We start from the raw sequence: 15,320 nt of genomic DNA on the forward strand, positions 1-15,320 counted from the left end.
CGGGCCCGGTTCGGCCCCGGTTCAGCCCCGAACCGCTCCCGCATCGGCCCCGAATCCGAAAACGAGTCCCCTTCGTCATGCTGCGGATGGGTTTAACCGCTATGCCGTTTCCCTGCCGTGACGCGCCGTTAAGGTGTCACGTGCACCCATCCGTCGGTGCCGGGCGGTCCGCGGCACGGCGGGCACCCGCCGCGCCATTCCACCGAGGAACGCCGGTTGTCAGGACGCAGGCGACGCAGGCCCACAGGCCGAGCAGGACGGACCGCACCCGCCTGGGCGCGCACGCGCTACTGGTTCGACACCATGGTGGCCCGCGGCACGGCGGTGCTGATCGGCTGGCTCGTACTGATGTGCACGGCCATCGTCGTACCGGCCAGTGCGGCCCTGGTGTGGGCGGACGACCGCGGCCCGACCACCCCCTCCGGCCGGGCCCTGGCCGTGTGGGTGAGCGTCGGGCAGACCCTCAAGCTCGGCGGCGCCGTCGGTAGTCCCCTGTACGTGGTGCTCTCGGTGGTGCTGGCCCTCGTCGCGCTGCTCTTCGTCTCCACCCTCGTCAGCCTCATCACCACCGGCCTCAACGACAAGGTCCTCGCGCTGCGGCGGGGCCGCTCCACCGTCCTGGAGTCCGGGCACACGGTCCTGCTCGGCTGGTCCGACCAGGTCTTCCCGATCGTGTCCGAGCTGATCACGGCCAACGCCAACCAGCGCCGGGCGGCCCTCGCCGTCCTCGGCCCCAAGGACAAGGCGCAGATGGAGGACGAGATCGCCGACGCCGTCGGACGGCTGGGCCGGACCCGGCTGATCTGCCGCAGCGGGACGACCACCGACCCCTCCCTCGTGTCGCTCGTCGCACCCGGGACGGCCCGCGCCGTGCTGGTCCTGACCCACGACGGAGAGGAGGGCGACGCCCACGTGGTGAAGACCCTGCTCGCGCTGGAAGCCGCGGTCCGCGGACTCGGCGCGCCCGCCCGGCCCGGCGTGGTCGCGGCCGTCCGCGACGGGCGGCACAAGCGGGCCGCCGACCTGGCCGCCGGACCGCTGGGGCACGTACTGAACATCGAGGACATCACCGCCCGGCTGATCGCGAGGACCTCCTGCGAGCCCGGGCTCTCGCTCGTCTACCGGGCCCTGCTCGGCTTCGACGGGGACGAGATCTACACCGTGCCCGCAGGCCACCTCGCCGGGAGCAGCTTCGGCGACCTCCTGTTCGCGTACGCCGACTCCAGCGTGATCGGCCTCCTGCGCGCCGACGGCCGGGTGGAACTCAACCCGCCCTCGGCGAGCGTCCTCGGCGTGCGGGACCGGATCGTGGTGATCACCGAGGACGACGACACGGCCGTCCCGACGGACCGGCCGCTGCCCGTCGACGACCGGGCGGTCGTCACGGCGCCGCCCTCGCGGCCTTCCCCGGAACGCTTCCTGATGCTCGGCTGGAACCCCCGCGCCCCCCGCATCGTCGAGCAGCTCGACGCGGGCGTGCCCGACGGCTCCGTGCTGGTGGTGATGACGGAGGGCGAGGAGCACCTGAAGGACGCGGACCGCTGTGCCCGGACGCCCGGGCGGCGGATGCCGGTCACGGTCCTCGACGGCGACGTGAGCGACCCGGACGTACTGGCGGCGCTCGACCCACTGGGCTTCGACCGGGCCGTGGTCCTGGGGTACGACGGTCCGGAGGCGGGCGGCCCGCCGCTGGGCGGCGATGATCGGACCCTGGTCACGCTGCTGCACCTGCGGGCCCTGGAGCAGGCGGCGGGCCGGGAACTGGCCGTGGTGACCGAGATGGCCGACGACCGCAACCGCCTGCTGGCGCCCGCCCGCGGGGGCGCCGACTTCATCGTCGGCAGCCGCCTGATCAGCCTGCTGATGACGCAGATCGCAGAGGACGGGAGCCTCGGAGCGGTCTTCGACAGCCTGCTCGCGTCCACCGGCGACACCCTCCACCTGAGGCCCGCCGCCGACTACGTCGTGACCGGACGCCCCGTCGGCTACGCCACCGTGGTGGAGGCGGGGCGCCGCCGCGGGCACTGCGTCATCGGGTACCGGCTCCAGCCGGACGGCCCGGACGGCCCCGCACACGGCTTGTGCATCAACCCCGACAAGCGGGCGGAGGTGCGCTTCGGGCCGCAGGACTCCGTGCTCGTCCTCGCTCCCGGGCCGGCCTCCCGCGCCGCCCTCGCCCCTGCCCCCGCCCCTGCGGCCGGTACGACGCCCTCGCCCCGCCTGCCGTTCCCCACCTCGTGACGGGCCGGGCTCGACGCGGTCCCGGCCGGCCCGGGACACCGCCCCGACCCGTCAGCCGAGCCGCAGGAGCGGGGTGTCCGTGGTGAGGAGGGCCCGTAGGGCGGGGATGTCCGACCAGGTCAGGCCCAGGGTGCGGGCGGCGTAGCGGAGGGTGACGTGCTCGGCTCCGTCGGCCGCCGCGCGCAGCGTCCGCACGGCCCCGTCCCGGTCGAGGAGGGCGGTCCCCCCGGCAGGCGGCTCCTGCCGGGGGGTTCGGGCGCGTTCGCTCTCCAGCCCGGGAATGCCGGTGAGCCGGTGGGAGACGTCGGCGGCGGCGGCCAGGGTCGCCGGGTGCTCCTCGACGAGGGCCCGGGCCACGGGGTTGTGGCCGATGGCCTCCTGGAGCGGCAAGGGGTAGAGCCGCGGGGAGGCGTCCGTGAGCGCGATGACGTGGTTGACGGTGCGCACGGTGCCGCGGGCGCCGTGGATGGCGGCGGCCCACAGCGCGGACGCCTCGGAGGGGTGCCAGGCCAGTGCGCGGCCGGCCGCCGCCGTCGCGTCCCGGTCGGGGACGAGGGGCGGGCTCGCGGCGAGGCGTTCGAGGAGGATCCGTTCGCCGATCTCCCCGTCGAGGCCGGGCCCCGCGACGTGCACGGTGGTGGGGAGCCCCGTGAGGTGGCAGGCGGCGAGGGTGAGGGCGTCACCGAACGGGCTGCACAGCCCGGGCTCGTCGCCGTGGGTCAGGACGTCGCCGCCGATGTCGACGACGTGGATCCGGCCGCCCGCTCCTTCGGCCATGGACGCGATCTGCCGGGCCAGGGCGGCGAGGCCCCGGCCGGGGTCGAGGAGCAGCAGCCGGGCGGGCAGGTCCCGGGCGAGGGCGGGCATGGTCGACCCGGCCGGCGGGCGGGCCCGGGTGGCCGGGGTGAAGGCCGCGAAGCCGTCACCCCGGCCACCCCCGGCTTCGTGCAGGAGCCCGTCGAAGTCCGCTGCGCCGAGCGGGCTGGAGGTCGGGTCGACCTCGGGGCGCTCCCACGCGTACGTGGCGATCAGCGGCGGGCCGGCCGGGCCGGGCGGTGCGGCCGGGTCCGCCGCGAGGGCGCGGGCGGCGACGAGGGTCCCGACGGGATCCCCTCCGCCGCCCGCCGCGACGTACAGACCGCTCACGCGACTCCCTCGCGCTCGCGCAGGTCGATTCCGGTGATCCGGACCGGAGTCGCCCCCATGTTCTTCTGGGCGCGCCGGTTGGCCGCGTGCAGCCGCTCGTAGTACTCGCGGTCGAGGTCCTTGACGGACCCGGAGTAGAACATCCAGGACAGCACGTCGCGGTACTTGAAGCCCTTGGAGGTCAGCTGGACGCGCCGGCCGAGGCGGTGGATCAGCCCGTTGGATTCGGCGGCCTCCAGGACGGGTTCGAACTCGGCGGCGTGCTCCTGGTAGCCGAAGCGGTCGAGCTCGCCGAGGTCGAGGTCGAAGGTGTCGAGGACGAGGCGCTTGCGGACGATCTCCTCGGCGGTCAGCTCGAAGCCGGTGACGGGCACGAGTTCGTGGTTCTTGGCCTTCGTGATGTAGTCGGCCACCTCGGCCGCCGACGGCTTCACGCTGCCGCACATGTAGTCGAGCACGCTGGTGTAGGAGCGGGCGCCGACGCCGAGGCCGAGCAGGGGCACGCCGTGGAAGGTGAGCACCTTCTGCGCGTAGCCCCCGCGGCCGGGCTTCTTGTAGCGCACGGAGCCCTCCTGGACGTAGCCGTGGTCGAGGAAGACCTGGCGCGCGTAGTCGTAGCGCTCGTACAGCTCGGGCTGCCACATGTACTGGTAGGCGCCCGTCCTGGAGAACCAGGCGTCCGGCCGCACCGTGAGGAAGTACGTGCTGATGGTGGTGGGTTGGAGCGCGGCCAGCTCGTCCACGCTCTGGCGCCAGGTCTCGGGGGTCTGCCCCGCGAAGCCCATGATCAGGTCGGTGGAGAGGTCCGGCAGGCCCAGGTCCTGGGCCGTGCGGATGGCGCGGCGGATGACGTCCTCGTCCTCGCCGCCGCGGCCGGCCTCGCGGATCTCGCGCGGGACGAGGGACTGGATGCCGACGTTGGCGCGGGTGAGGCCCATGTCGATGAGGGCCTTGAACTCGTCGGGAGCATCGGCGATCGACGACGGGGTGGCCTCCACGGCGATCTCCTCCGCCGTGGAGCGCCAGTTGGGGTAGATCTCGCCGATGGTGGCGAATATCTGCTCGAAGTGGCGGGGCCGCAGCAGGGCGGGGGTCCCGCCGCCGATGTAGATGGTGCGCAGCCGGCGGGCCTGGATGATCTCCGCGTGATCGCGGATCTGCGTACAGAGCGCGTCGGTGTAGGCGTCGTAGACGTCCTCGTCGGTGCTGATGATGGTGTACAGGTTGCAGAACCCGCATTTGCGGTCGCAGAAGGGTACGTGCAGGTAGAGGTTGAGCTCGGGAACCTGGTAGTTGGCGAGGTCCGCGGCCCAGATGTCGGGGACGGTCCATTTGCCCTCGGGGAGCGGGCGGTAGGTGGAGCGGGGCGGGTACGAGTACTGGTAGGGCGGAATGACGCCCTGTTCGATGTGGTCGGCGAGCTCCTGGTGCAGCCTGCTGGTCACGGTGTTGCCTTCCGGGACGGGTCCGGGCGCGGGTTCACCCAGCCTGGTGATCGGACCACGGGGCGCCCTTCGGGGCCCATCGGGTGGGAGCACCAAATACCGGCCACCTACTGACCAGTTCATTGTGGATTGCTCCAAATGCTGCTGCCGTCCGGCGAGTTGATTTCGTCTGTCAGGCCCATAGCCGCCGCGCCCGGCCCACGGCTTTGCTGGAGGAATGGAAAACGGGACGGGCCCGCACGGGCCGGGAGTGCTGGTGATCGAGCCGATGGGGAACGCGGGGCGCTTCCTCGTCGAGGCCGCCGAACGTCTGGGAGTGCGCCTGTACGCGGCCACCCACCAGGACGTCCACGACGGCTACCCGCAGTGGCTGCGGGCCGCCCTCACCGGGCTCTGCGCGACGGACCTGACCGATACCCCGAAGGCGCTGGCGGACATGGAGACCTTCTGCCGGCAGCACGCGATCGCCGGTGTCGCCCCCTGCTTCGAGCTCTTCACCCCGCTCGCCGCGCTGCTCGCCGAACGGCTGGGCCTGCCCGGCAACGACCCCCGGCTCGCCCGCGCGGCCCGCAACAAGGTCCTGATGGGCGAGGCGTTCGCGGCCGCCGGGATCCCCGCCCCCCGCTGGGCGGTCGCGCACGACGGCGCCGAAGCCCACCGGGCCGCACGGCAGCGGGAGTTGGGCTGGCCCCTGGTCGTCAAGCCCGCCGAGCAGGGCGGCTCCTGGGGCGTGTCCGTGGTCGAAGGCCCGGACCAGCTCGCCGAGGCCGTCCGCGCGGCCCGCCAGTACACGCACGCACAGCCGCACGGCCTGGAGCTCGACGCGCGGGCCCTGATCCAGGAGTACGTCCCCGGGGACGAGTACTCCTGCGACACGGTGGTCGCCGACGGGGTGGCCTACCCGCTGCCCGTCGTCGCGAAGGACACCACCAGGGGCCGCTACCGCATCGAGACCGGGCACACCTGCCCCTCCGGCCTGCCCGCGCCGCTGGTCAGGAAGGTGCAGCACACCGCCGCGCGGGCGGCGCTCGCCGTGGGCGTCCGCAACGGGATCGCGCACACGGAGGTGAAGATCCCACCGGACTCGGACACGCCGTACGTGATCGAGACCGGCGCCCGCCTGCCGGGGGACAACCTGTGCGAGGTCGTCGAGGCCGCGACGGGTGTGAGCGAGGCGGTGGCCCACCTCCAGGCCGTGCTCGGCCGGCTGCCCGACACCGTCCCCTCCCGTACGGACGCGGCGTCGATCCGCTTCCTGCTGCCGGAGCGCGGCGGGGTCCTGCGGCGGGCGGTCATCGCGAACCTGCCCGGTACGCACGGCGAAGTACACCTGCGGCCCGGGGCGGTGGTGCCCGAGCCCACGGATTCGATGTGCCGCATCGGGCACGTGGTGGCCCGGGCGGAGACGGCCGACGCGGCGCGCGGGCTGGCCGGCCGGGCGGCCGCCCGGTCCCGAGTGGAAGTGGGCTGACACAGGTGCGGAAGATCGCCTTCCTCCGGTCCGTGCACATCCGGCGCGCCGACCCCTACATCCAACGGGCCGTACGCGCGCTCGCCGACGACGGGATCGAATCCGGGCTGTTCCACACCAGCGGCGCCGCCGGTGACGACGACTTCCCCGGCCACCGGCAACGGCTCGACCGCGGGGTGACGCCACGGGAGCTGGCGGACGCGGTCGCCGCCTGGGGAGCGGACGCCGCGGTGTCGATCTCGCTGCCCTGCGAGAACGCGCTGCGGGACGCCGCGACCAAGGCGTTCCTGGACGCCGCCGGCATCCCCACGGTCATGACCCCGCTCGCGGCGACGATGCTGCTGGTGGACAAGTGGGAGACCAAGCAACGGTGCAGGCGGGCCGGACTGGCGGTGCCCGACGGGTTCCGCATCGACTCCGACCTGCTGGCGGGGCGGGGCCTCGCGGTGCCCGGCTACCAGGACGCGCTGCGCGCGCTGGCCGAGGAGACGGGATACCCGCTGATGTCGAAGCCCGTATGGGACTCGACCAGCATGGGCATCCGCACCCTGCACACGCCCGCCGACCTCGACACCCACCTCGACACCCACCGCGCACCGGGCCCCGGGGCGGTGTCGACGGTGGTGGAGGAAGTCGTCGTGGGCGATCTGTGCAGCGTGGACATCGTCGGGCGCCCGGGCTCCTACCAGGTCCTCCCCCCGTGCTGGACCGGACGGGCCGGGCCGGAGCCGGTGTTCACCTTCGCGGACCTGCGCTGGTGCGGCCCCCGCGCGCGAGCGGACGCGGCCTTCGCCGAAGTGGCCCGCACCCTGGTCGATTTCTGCGCGGACCTGGGCGTGTACGGGTCGGTGAACGTCGACATGATCTACACCGGCGGCCGGTTCGTGGTCCTGGAGGTCAACCCGCGCATCGGCGGCGCCACCACCCTCTCGTGCGCCGCGTCCGGCACCAACACCTTCGCCTCCCTCGCCCGGATGGCCCGCGGCCTCCCCCTCACCGCGGGCGCGGTCCCACGGGTGGGCTGGGCGATCGAGTTCCTCGCCGGGGACGGCATCGCGCCGGCGCTGGCGGCGGAACTGCGCCGGCGCGTCAGCGTGGTCACCGTGCACGAGCTGGTGATCGACCGGGCCTCCCACGGGGACATCGTCGTGATCACCCTCGCCGAAGGCGAGGAGGACCGGACGGTGAAGTCCTTGACGGAGCTGCACGAGAGCACCGGCTTCCCCGCGGCCGACGTCCTGGGCAAGATCACCTCCCTGCTGAAGCGGTGAGCGCGCCCACCGGAACCCGCCGCCCGCGCACCGTGGCGGACCGCCTCGGCCTGCCCGCACTGCGCGGTCACGGCCTCTTCGTCACCGGCAACCTCATCGACTCCGTCGGCAACGGCATGCTCCTGCCGCTGGGACTGCTGTACTTCACCGAGGTCCTGGGAGTGCCCCTGGCGCGGGTGGGCGCGGCCATGACGGTCGGTCAGGCCCTGGCCCTGCCGGTCACCTTCCTCGCCGGCCGCCTCATGGACCGCGTCGGGCCCCGTCGCGTGGTGGTGTGGGCGAACGTCCTCTCCGCCGCCGGGTTCGCCCTGTTCCTGCTCGCCCGCGACCCGTGGCACATCGCCGCCGTGTACGTGCTCGTCCAGGCCGGCATCAACATGTACTTCACCGCCCAGCGCACCCTGATCACGCACGTCACCCGGGCCGAGGAACGCCGTGCCTGGTTCGCGTTCACCGGTTCGCTGCGCAACATCGGGCTCGCGGCCGGGTCCGCCGCCGCCGCGGGTGCCCTGACCGTGTTCGGGAACGGCTCGCTGCGCTGGATGATCGCCGCCGACGCCGCCACCTACCTGCTGGCCGCCGCCTGCTTCGCCGCCCTGCCCACCACCCCGCCCGCACCGGACGCCGCGCCCGGCGCGCCGGTGACCCGGGCCGACGACACCCGCCGCTACCTCCTGCTCGTGGCCGTCAACCTCCCCTACGTCCTCGCGCAGGCCGTCCTCGCCGTCCTCGTCGCCGTCTACACCACCCGCGCCCTCGGGCTCCCCGCCTCGGCGGCGAGCATGCTGTTCGTCATCAACACCGTGATCGTCTCCGCGTGTTCGACGGTCGTCACCGCACACGTGGCGCCCAAGGAACCCCGCCGCGCGGTCGTCGCCGGATACCTGATCCTGTCGGTCGCGATGGCGGTGTTCGCGCTGCCGGCGCTGCCGCGTGCCGCCGCCATCGCCTGGGTGGCCCTCATCGCCGCGATCACCCTCTTCAGCGTGGCCGAGATCCTCCTCGGCCCGGCCCTGAGCGAGCTGTCGGTGAGCCTCACCCCGCAGGCGGCCGGAGGCTTCACGCAGGGCCTGTACCAGTTCTCGTGGGCCGCCGGCATGGTCGCCGCCCCCGCCCTGTTCACCCTGCTCCTGGAGACCGGCCCCCTCTACCCGTGGGGCGTCGAAGCCGCCGCCTGCCTGATCGGCGCACTCGCCGCGCCCGCCCTCAGGGCCACCCACCGCCACCGCCGGAGGAACCAGAGTTGATCGAGAGCACCATCGAGTCCATCCACGAGGTCCCCGCCGCCGAGTGGGAACACCTGGCCCGCCCCGCGGGTCTCTACCTCTCCCACCGATGGCTCGCCGGGGAGGAGAAGGACCCCACCGCCACCCGTGCGTACGCGCTCGTACGGGACCCCGAGGGAGCCCTGCTCGCTGCCGCCCCCCTCTCCCTCGTGCACGAGGAACCGAACGACAGCTACCAGCCCCGGGCCGTGCTGCCCCCGCACCTGGGGCCCCGCGTGATCGCCGGGGCGCGCCGCGGCTACCACAACACGCCGCTCACCGCCCCCGGCCTCGGCCCCGACCGGCGGGACGCCTGCCTCACCCGGCTGCGCGACGCCGCACGCCGCTTCGCCGCACACCACGGCACCACGCACTGGTGGCCCTACCTCACCGCCCCGGCCACCACCCTGCTCACCCCCCTCTACGCGGACCCCGCCCTCCACCTGGAGGACGACGCCCTCATCCCCCTCCCCGGCACGGGCATCGACGACTACGTCGCCGCCCTGCGCCGTCGGCGCCGGGCCGGAATCCGCAGCGAACGCCGCGACTTCACCGCGTCCGGCCTCGACGTACGCCGACAGGTCCTCGCGGACTGCGTCGAGGACGCCGCGTTCCTCCTCGCCGGACACCAGCAGGACCACGGGCACGACCGCGACGGCGTCGACGCCATGACCGCTCTGCTGGAGCGGCAGGCCGGGGCGATGGGCAGCGAAGCGCGGGTGGTCGCGGCCTACGACGGACACCGGATGATCGGCTTCTGCCTCTACTACCACTACGGGAGCACGACGTGGATCCGCGCGGCGGCCCACGACCGCCGCCACCCCGCACCCCACCTGTACTTCAACCTCACCTACTACCTGCCGATCGAGGACGCCTACGCCCACGGCGCGAGCGCCCTGCACGTCGGCATGGGGGCGATCGAGGCCAAGCGCCTGCGCGGCGCCGCCGTGTCCGGCCTGCACGCCCTGGTCGACCTGCCCCCCGCCGGGCCGCGGTGACGCAGGGCCCGTGGGCGCCGCCCCGCCGCCCACGGGCCCGGGCTCAGCCGAGGTCGTAGTCGAAGGTGTACGCGACCGACGGCTCGCCGTGCCGCGCGGTGAAGCCGCCCGTCCCGCGCAGCCCGGCCAACTCGCCGGTGCCCGAGCCCGGCACGACCTCGAAGATGCAGTGCACGGTGCCATCGGCGTCGAAGGAGCCGCGCTCCTCGACGGCGAAGCCGCCCTTACGGCCGTCGACACTGCCCCGCAGCACCTCCATCCCGGCGAACGTACCGGTCGTTGCGCTCACGTACGCGATCGTGTAGTCGCACGTGGTGTCCGCGGCCTCGATGCCGCCGGTGAAGGTGTTGACGACGCCGGCGCGGGCGAGCGTGGGGTGCGTGGCTCCCGCACCGAGCGGGTGCTCCTCCCAATCGGCGGCGGTGAAGTGGCCGGTGGTCCGTACGGGCATGGTCGTCCTCTGGTCCGGCCGCGCGGTCTGCCCCGCGCGGTAGGTGACCAGCCTGGCCGCCGTACCTGACATCTCTTGTCAGGTACGGCGCGACAATGGCCCCATGCGCGCCGACCGGCTTCTGTCCCTGCTCCTGCTGCTCCAGAACCGCGGCCTGATGACGGCCCCCGAACTGGCCGCCGCACTGGAGGTGTCCGTCCGCACCGTCTACCGCGACGTCGAGGCGCTCGCCTCCTCGGGCGTCCCGGTCCTGGCCGAGCGCGGACCGGCCGGCGGGTTCCGCCTGATGGGCGGCTACCGCACCCGGCTGACGGGGCTCACCGACGCCGAGGCCGGGTCGCTCTTCCTCGTCGGAGCCCCCGGCCCGGCGAACGACCTGGGTCTGGGCGCGGAGTTGGCGACCGCCCAGCTCAAGCTCCAGGCCGCGCTCCCCGCCGCCCTGGCCGACCGGGCCCGGCGCGTCCAGGACCGCTTCCACCTGGACGCGCCGGCCTGGTTCCGCGACGCCGACCCGGTGCCCCACCTGGCGGCCCTCGCCCGCCGTGTGGGAACAGCGCGCGGTGCGCACCCACTACCGACGCTGGCGCGGTGAGGTGCACCGGGACCTGCACCCCCTGGGCCTGGTCCTCAAAGCGGGCATCTGGTACGTGGTGGCGCTCGGGGAGGGCTCCGTACGGACCTACCGGGTCGCGCGGTTCCTGGCGGTGGAGGGCCTGGCGGAAACCTTCGAGCGACCGACCGGCTTCGCCCTGGCGTCCTACTGGGAGCACTCGTCCCGGCGGATGGAGGCCGCGCTGCACCACGACACCGCCCGGCTACGGATCTCCCCGGACGCCGCGCGGCTGCTGCCCATGCGGCTCGGCGCGGCCGGCCGGCGCGCCCTCGAAGGGGCCGGGCCGCCCGACCAGGAGGGCTGGGTGGAGGTACGGCTGTCCGTGGAGACCACCGCCGTGGCGGTCGGCGACCTGCTCGGGCTCGGTGCGGAGGCGGAGGTCCTCGACCCCCCGGAGCTGCGCGACGCCGTCGCCCGCGCCGCCCGCTCCCTGGCGCAGCGCTACGGGCCGCCCCCCGAGTGACCCTGGGCGACGGAGCCGGGCGCCCGGCGGCGCGCGGCCACCGACTATGGTGGAGCACCGATCATGGGCTGCGGAGGGGGATCCGTGGGGAAGTACCGGGTACCGAATCCGCTGCGCGTGATCCTGGCCGGCTTGCCGGATCTCCGCTGGCTGCGCGGGCGGCTACCGGACGCTCCCGTGCACCCGGAACCGTCCGGCCGGACCCGCTCGCGCGAGCGGGAGAAGAGGGTCCGGGCGGAGTGGGAGGCGCTGCGCGAGCAGCTCGCCCCGGCCGCCGCCGAGCACGTCACGCGCGTGGGCGAGCTACTGGCGGACCCGCGCACGGAGTTCACGCCGGACCCCGGACAGAGCGCGGTGCGACGGGACTACCTGGCCGCCACGGAGGCCTATCAGGCGGCCGGCAAACTGCTGGACGAGGCGCAGGACCTGCCGGACCTGGCGGCCTGCGTGGTGCTCGCGGACCGGGCGGTCGAACTCTTCGTCGCCGCCCGCGCCCGGCACCTGGGGCAACGCCCGCCCGTGCCACGGCCCCGCTGCTTCTACAACCCCCTGCACGGCGCCGCCGCCGAGCCGCCGCGCGACCGCGGTGTTCGCAAGGGGCGGCGGGTGGTCGCGCGGGAGGCCGCCGCAGCGCGCCGCCCGGCGTGCGAGCCGTGCCGGCTCGCCCTCGTCGCGGGCGAGGCCCCCGACGTACTGCCCGCCCTCTGGACCGTCCGCGACGAGCGCGATCGCCCGGTGACCCTGCTCGTGCCGTACTACGCGCTGCCCCGCCAGGCGTCCATCTGGGCGGGCACCGCCTGCGGGGCCTACGACGCCGCGGCGGCCGCCCGGGTGCTGCGCGGCGAGCACCGACGCCGTACGGTCGGACCGCCGGCCGGGTGACCCGCGGTCACCGGAAGGACGGTTGTACCCCCGGAACCGGCCGGGACCGATCAGCAAGGCCGCGCGCGGAACCGGTGGGCGCGACCGAATGCGCGGGGAGGTAGGAAGAATGGTCGCTCTGGTGTTGGTGGGGATCTTGGTGCTTGCGGTCGGCGGGTGCGCGTGCGTGCTCTGGGCCGAGCGGGGCGGGCCCCGCTGGGCCCGCACGGTGGCCACCGTGACGCTCGCCGCCGGCGCTCTGGTGCGGCGCTCGGCGAAGGCGCGGCGCCGCGGCCCGAAGGGGTCGGGCGGCGGAGAGTAGGGGGCGGTCCGCATGACGGCGGGGGCCGACGGCGCGGCTCCGTCGGCCCGGAGTTCGTGCGTTCGGGCCCGGCCCGCGGGGCGGGCCCGGTAGCCTGAGGAGGCCGGAGAAGAACCCGCCGTTCCCGCCGAACCAGCCGCAGCACCCCCAGAGGTGAATGGCCGTGCGTGTCGCCCCGCGCTCCTACGGAGAACTGCCCGAGTCCGTACGGCACGCCGTCGCCGACCGGGTCGGAGCGGGCGGTTCCGCTGCCGACATGGTGAACGGGAGCAGTGCGGGCTTCGCGGCCCTGCTGTCCGTCCCCGGTCACGGGCGCGTCTTCGTCAAGGGGCTGCCCGAAGGCCACGAGCGGACGGCGGAGCTGGACGTGGAGAGCAGGGTCGCGCCCTACCTACCCGCCTTCGCACCGCCTCTGCTGTGGCGGATCTCGGTGAGCGGTTGGACGGTCCTGGGGTTCGCGGGGATCACGAGCACGTCGCCCTGGGCCGACTTCGACGCCGAGGCCGGCCCCCAACTGGAGGCCGTCACCGCGGTCCTGCGGGAGTTGAGCACGACGGCCGCGCCGCCCGGGGCCGGGTTGCCCGCGGCGTGGGAGCGGTGGAAGGAGTACTGCGACCCGGCCGACGAGCCGCTCCTGATCGGCGACGGGCTCGTACACGGGGATCCGGCGGCGACCAACTTCCTGCCCGCGGCCGACCGGACGTGGCTGATCGACTGGGCGTGGGCGGCCCGGGGCCCCGGGTGGGTGGACGCGGTCCTGTGGGGTCAACGGCTGGTCCTGGACGGCCGGCAGACTCCCGAACAGGCCGCGACCTGGTGCGCGCGCGTCCCCGCCTTCGCCCGGGCGCCCCGCGAGGCCGTCGTGGTCCTGGCCGAAGCGGACGCCCGGTCCTGGGAGGCCTGGCAGGAGTACGGAACGACCGGCCTGGAGCGCACGGTGGCCGCGGCCCGGGCCTGGGCCGACTACTGGCAGGCGCCGTAACCGCGTCAGACGCTCCCCAGGGGGGCGCCGGCCGCTTCGGGTTCCGGCGCGGCGCCGGCGTCCCCGCGCAGGCTGGCGAGCAGCCGCAGCCCGTCCGCGGTCGGGGTGCCGGGGGCCGCGGACATCACCAGCAGTTCCGTGCCCGTCGCGTCCGGCAGCGCGAAGTTCTCCTGGTGCAGTTCCAGCAGTCCGACCAGCGGGTGTCGGTACGCCTTGCGCCCGTGCGTGCGGGCGCGCACGTCCGCGCGGGCCCAGAGGTGGCGGAAGCGCTCGCTGCCCATCGCCAGCTCGCCGATGAGCGAGGCCAGGCGGGGGTCCTCGGGGTAGGTGCCGGCCGCCAGGCGCAGGTGCCCGACCACGTCGAGCGTGCAGTCGTCCCACTCCGCGAAGAGTCCGCGCTCGGCCTCCTCCAGGAACACGTGCCGGGCGATGTTCAGGCCGGGCATCGGGCGGCCGAAGAGGAGACGGGCGAGACGGTTCCCGGCGAGCGCGTCCAGCCGGTGGTTCATGATCAGCGCGGGTGCGTCGGTGACCAGGTCCAGGACGCGCAGCAGCTCCGGCCGCAGCCGGCCGCTCGGCGTCTTCGGTCGTCGGCGGGGCTGCCGGGCGAGCCGGTCGAGGTGTCCGCGTTCGGTCTCGTCGAGGCCGAGGACGCGGGCGAGCGCGTCGAGGACCTGCTCCGAAGGCTGCGTCGCGCGGCCCTGCTCCAGGCGCACGTAGTAGTCGACGCTGACTCCGGACAGGTGCGCGACCTCTTCACGGCGCAGCCCGGCGACCCGGCGGCGGCTGTCGACGGGGATGCCGACGGTGGCCGGGGCGACTCGGGAGCGCCGGGTGCGCAGGAAACCTGCAAGATCGTCCATGCCCCCAGTATGGCTCCGCCCCGGCAGGTGAAGGTGGCCCTGCCAATACCAGGAAGTCCCGTCCGACGGAAGGCGCGCCCCTGAACACCGGGCGCCGCGGCGGCCAGGATCGAGGGCATCCGAACCGTTCCCGAGGAGCTCCCGTGAAGACCCTGATCGTCCACGCCCACCCCGAGCGGCAGTCGCTCAACAGCTCGCTGAAGGACCTGGCGGTGTCCACGTTGGAGGCCGCGGGGCACGAGGTGCGGGTGAGCGACCTGTACGCGATGAACTGGAAGGCGGTCGTCGACGCCGAGGACTACGGCCCCCACGCCTCGACTCCGCTGAAGGTCGCCCTGGACTCGGGGCGGGCGTTCGAGGCCGGGACGCTCACCCCGGACGTCCTGGCCGAGCAGGAGAAGCTGCTGTGGGCGGACACGATCGTCTTCCAGTTCCCGCTGTGGTGGTACTCGATGCCCGCGATCCTCAAGGGGTGGGTGGACCGGGTGTTCACCTACCGCTTCGCCTACGGGGTGGGGGAGCACAGCGCCACCCGGTACGGCGAGCGCTTCGGCGAAGGCACCCTCGCGGGCAAGCGGGCCCTGCTGTCCGTGACCACGGGCGGGCCCGAGTCGCACTACGCGGCGCGCGGGATCAACGGCCCCATCGACGACCTGCTGTTCCCGATCCAGCACGGCATCCTCTACTACCCGGGCATCGAGGTGTTGCCGCCGTTCGTGCTGTACGGCACCGACCGGATGACCGCCGAGGAGTACCCGGACGTGGCCAAGGCCTGGGAGGAGCGCCTGCTCACCCTGGAGTCGACCGAGCCGATCGCGTTCCGGCGGCAGAACTTCGGTGACTACGAGATTCCCTCGCTGCACCTGAAGGAGGGGCTGGAGCCCGCGGGCCGCACCGGCTTCGGGCTGCACGTGCGCGGCTGATCCGA

The 15,320-nt window shown here is 74.1% G+C and carries 13 protein-coding genes and 1 pseudogene; 10 read left to right on the forward strand and 4 right to left on the reverse strand.

Annotated features, from left to right (window positions below; all coding sequences use genetic code 11):
* Positions 1 to 216 precede the first annotated feature (216 nt).
* Positions 217 to 2,241 carry an NAD-binding lipoprotein gene (locus tag ACIBEA_RS15545; protein WP_399261021.1) on the forward strand — a complete coding sequence of 675 codons (2,025 nt, stop codon included), beginning with the start codon at positions 217 to 219 and terminating at the stop codon, positions 2,239 to 2,241.
* 51 nt (positions 2,242 to 2,292) lie between these two features.
* Here ACIBEA_RS15545 and ACIBEA_RS15550 read toward each other — a convergent pair whose 3' ends face one another.
* A complete protein-coding gene (locus ACIBEA_RS15550) occupies positions 2,293 to 3,387 on the reverse strand; it encodes a DUF1152 domain-containing protein (protein ID WP_399261023.1) in 1,095 nt (364 codons plus the stop codon).
* Positions 3,384 to 4,832 carry a coproporphyrinogen-III oxidase family protein gene (locus tag ACIBEA_RS15555; protein ID WP_399261025.1) on the reverse strand — a complete coding sequence of 483 codons (1,449 nt, stop codon included), beginning with the start codon at positions 4,830 to 4,832 and terminating at the stop codon, positions 3,384 to 3,386. Before ACIBEA_RS15555 ends, ACIBEA_RS15550 begins: the two co-directional genes overlap by 4 nt.
* A gap of 217 nt (positions 4,833 to 5,049) precedes the next feature.
* Here ACIBEA_RS15555 and ACIBEA_RS15560 point away from each other — a divergent pair, with 217 nt between their 5' ends.
* Genes ACIBEA_RS15560 through ACIBEA_RS15575 form a run of 4 tightly spaced genes read left to right on the forward strand, consistent with a single transcriptional unit; the run spans position 5,050 to position 9,837 of the window.
* Positions 5,050 to 6,303: an ATP-grasp domain-containing protein gene (locus ACIBEA_RS15560; protein ID WP_399261027.1), complete on the forward strand. Its 1,254-nt coding sequence runs from the start codon at positions 5,050 to 5,052 to the stop codon at positions 6,301 to 6,303.
* Positions 6,304 to 6,308: 5 nt separating this feature from the next.
* Positions 6,309 to 7,574, forward strand: a complete 1,266-nt coding sequence (locus ACIBEA_RS15565; RefSeq protein ID WP_399261029.1) for an acetyl-CoA carboxylase biotin carboxylase subunit family protein — start codon at positions 6,309 to 6,311, stop codon at positions 7,572 to 7,574.
* On the forward strand, positions 7,571 to 8,821 hold the full coding sequence (locus ACIBEA_RS15570) for an MFS transporter (protein WP_399261031.1): 1,251 nt from the start codon (positions 7,571 to 7,573) through the stop codon (positions 8,819 to 8,821). The genes ACIBEA_RS15565 and ACIBEA_RS15570 overlap by 4 nt, the downstream gene beginning before the upstream one ends.
* The gene (locus ACIBEA_RS15575) at positions 8,818 to 9,837 is read left to right on the forward strand and encodes a GNAT family N-acetyltransferase (protein ID WP_399261032.1); all 1,020 of its coding nucleotides are present in this window, start codon (positions 8,818 to 8,820) and stop codon (positions 9,835 to 9,837) included. Before ACIBEA_RS15570 ends, ACIBEA_RS15575 begins: the two co-directional genes overlap by 4 nt.
* 43 nt (positions 9,838 to 9,880) lie before the next feature.
* Here the strand turns inward: ACIBEA_RS15575 and ACIBEA_RS15580 are convergent, their stop codons facing one another.
* Positions 9,881 to 10,288, reverse strand: coding sequence for a DUF3224 domain-containing protein (locus ACIBEA_RS15580; protein ID WP_399261438.1), 408 nt, complete (start codon positions 10,286 to 10,288; stop codon positions 9,881 to 9,883).
* Positions 10,289 to 10,391: 103 nt separating this feature from the next.
* On the opposite strand from ACIBEA_RS15580, the pseudogene ACIBEA_RS15585 reads away from it, so the two are divergent.
* The 4 genes and pseudogenes from ACIBEA_RS15585 (at position 10,392) to ACIBEA_RS15600 (ending at position 13,529) form a co-directional block, all read left to right on the forward strand.
* Positions 10,392 to 11,364: pseudogene (locus ACIBEA_RS15585) on the forward strand (helix-turn-helix transcriptional regulator).
* 84 nt (positions 11,365 to 11,448) lie between these two features.
* Entirely contained in the window at positions 11,449 to 12,246 is a 798-nt protein-coding gene (locus tag ACIBEA_RS15590; RefSeq protein WP_399261034.1) for a hypothetical protein, read from the forward strand.
* A gap of 109 nt (positions 12,247 to 12,355) precedes the next feature.
* Entirely contained in the window at positions 12,356 to 12,547 is a 192-nt protein-coding gene (locus ACIBEA_RS15595) for a hypothetical protein (protein WP_399261036.1), read from the forward strand.
* A 163-nt stretch (positions 12,548 to 12,710) separates the two neighbouring features.
* A complete protein-coding gene (locus tag ACIBEA_RS15600) occupies positions 12,711 to 13,529 on the forward strand; it encodes an aminoglycoside phosphotransferase (RefSeq protein ID WP_399261038.1) in 819 nt (272 codons plus the stop codon).
* A gap of 5 nt (positions 13,530 to 13,534) precedes the next feature.
* On the opposite strand, the gene ACIBEA_RS15605 is transcribed toward ACIBEA_RS15600, so the two are convergent.
* Positions 13,535 to 14,392 (reverse strand): helix-turn-helix transcriptional regulator, encoded by an 858-nt coding sequence (locus ACIBEA_RS15605; protein ID WP_399261040.1) that lies wholly within the window; start codon positions 14,390 to 14,392, stop codon positions 13,535 to 13,537.
* Between the two features lie 143 nt (positions 14,393 to 14,535).
* On the opposite strand from ACIBEA_RS15605, the gene ACIBEA_RS15610 reads away from it, so the two are divergent.
* Entirely contained in the window at positions 14,536 to 15,315 is a 780-nt protein-coding gene (locus ACIBEA_RS15610; RefSeq protein ID WP_399261042.1) for an NAD(P)H-dependent oxidoreductase, read from the forward strand.
* Positions 15,316 to 15,320: the final 5 nt, after the last annotated feature.

Source organism: Streptomyces sp. NPDC051555 (assembly GCF_044454405.1).
Lineage (GTDB): Bacteria > Actinomycetota > Actinomycetes > Streptomycetales > Streptomycetaceae > Streptomyces.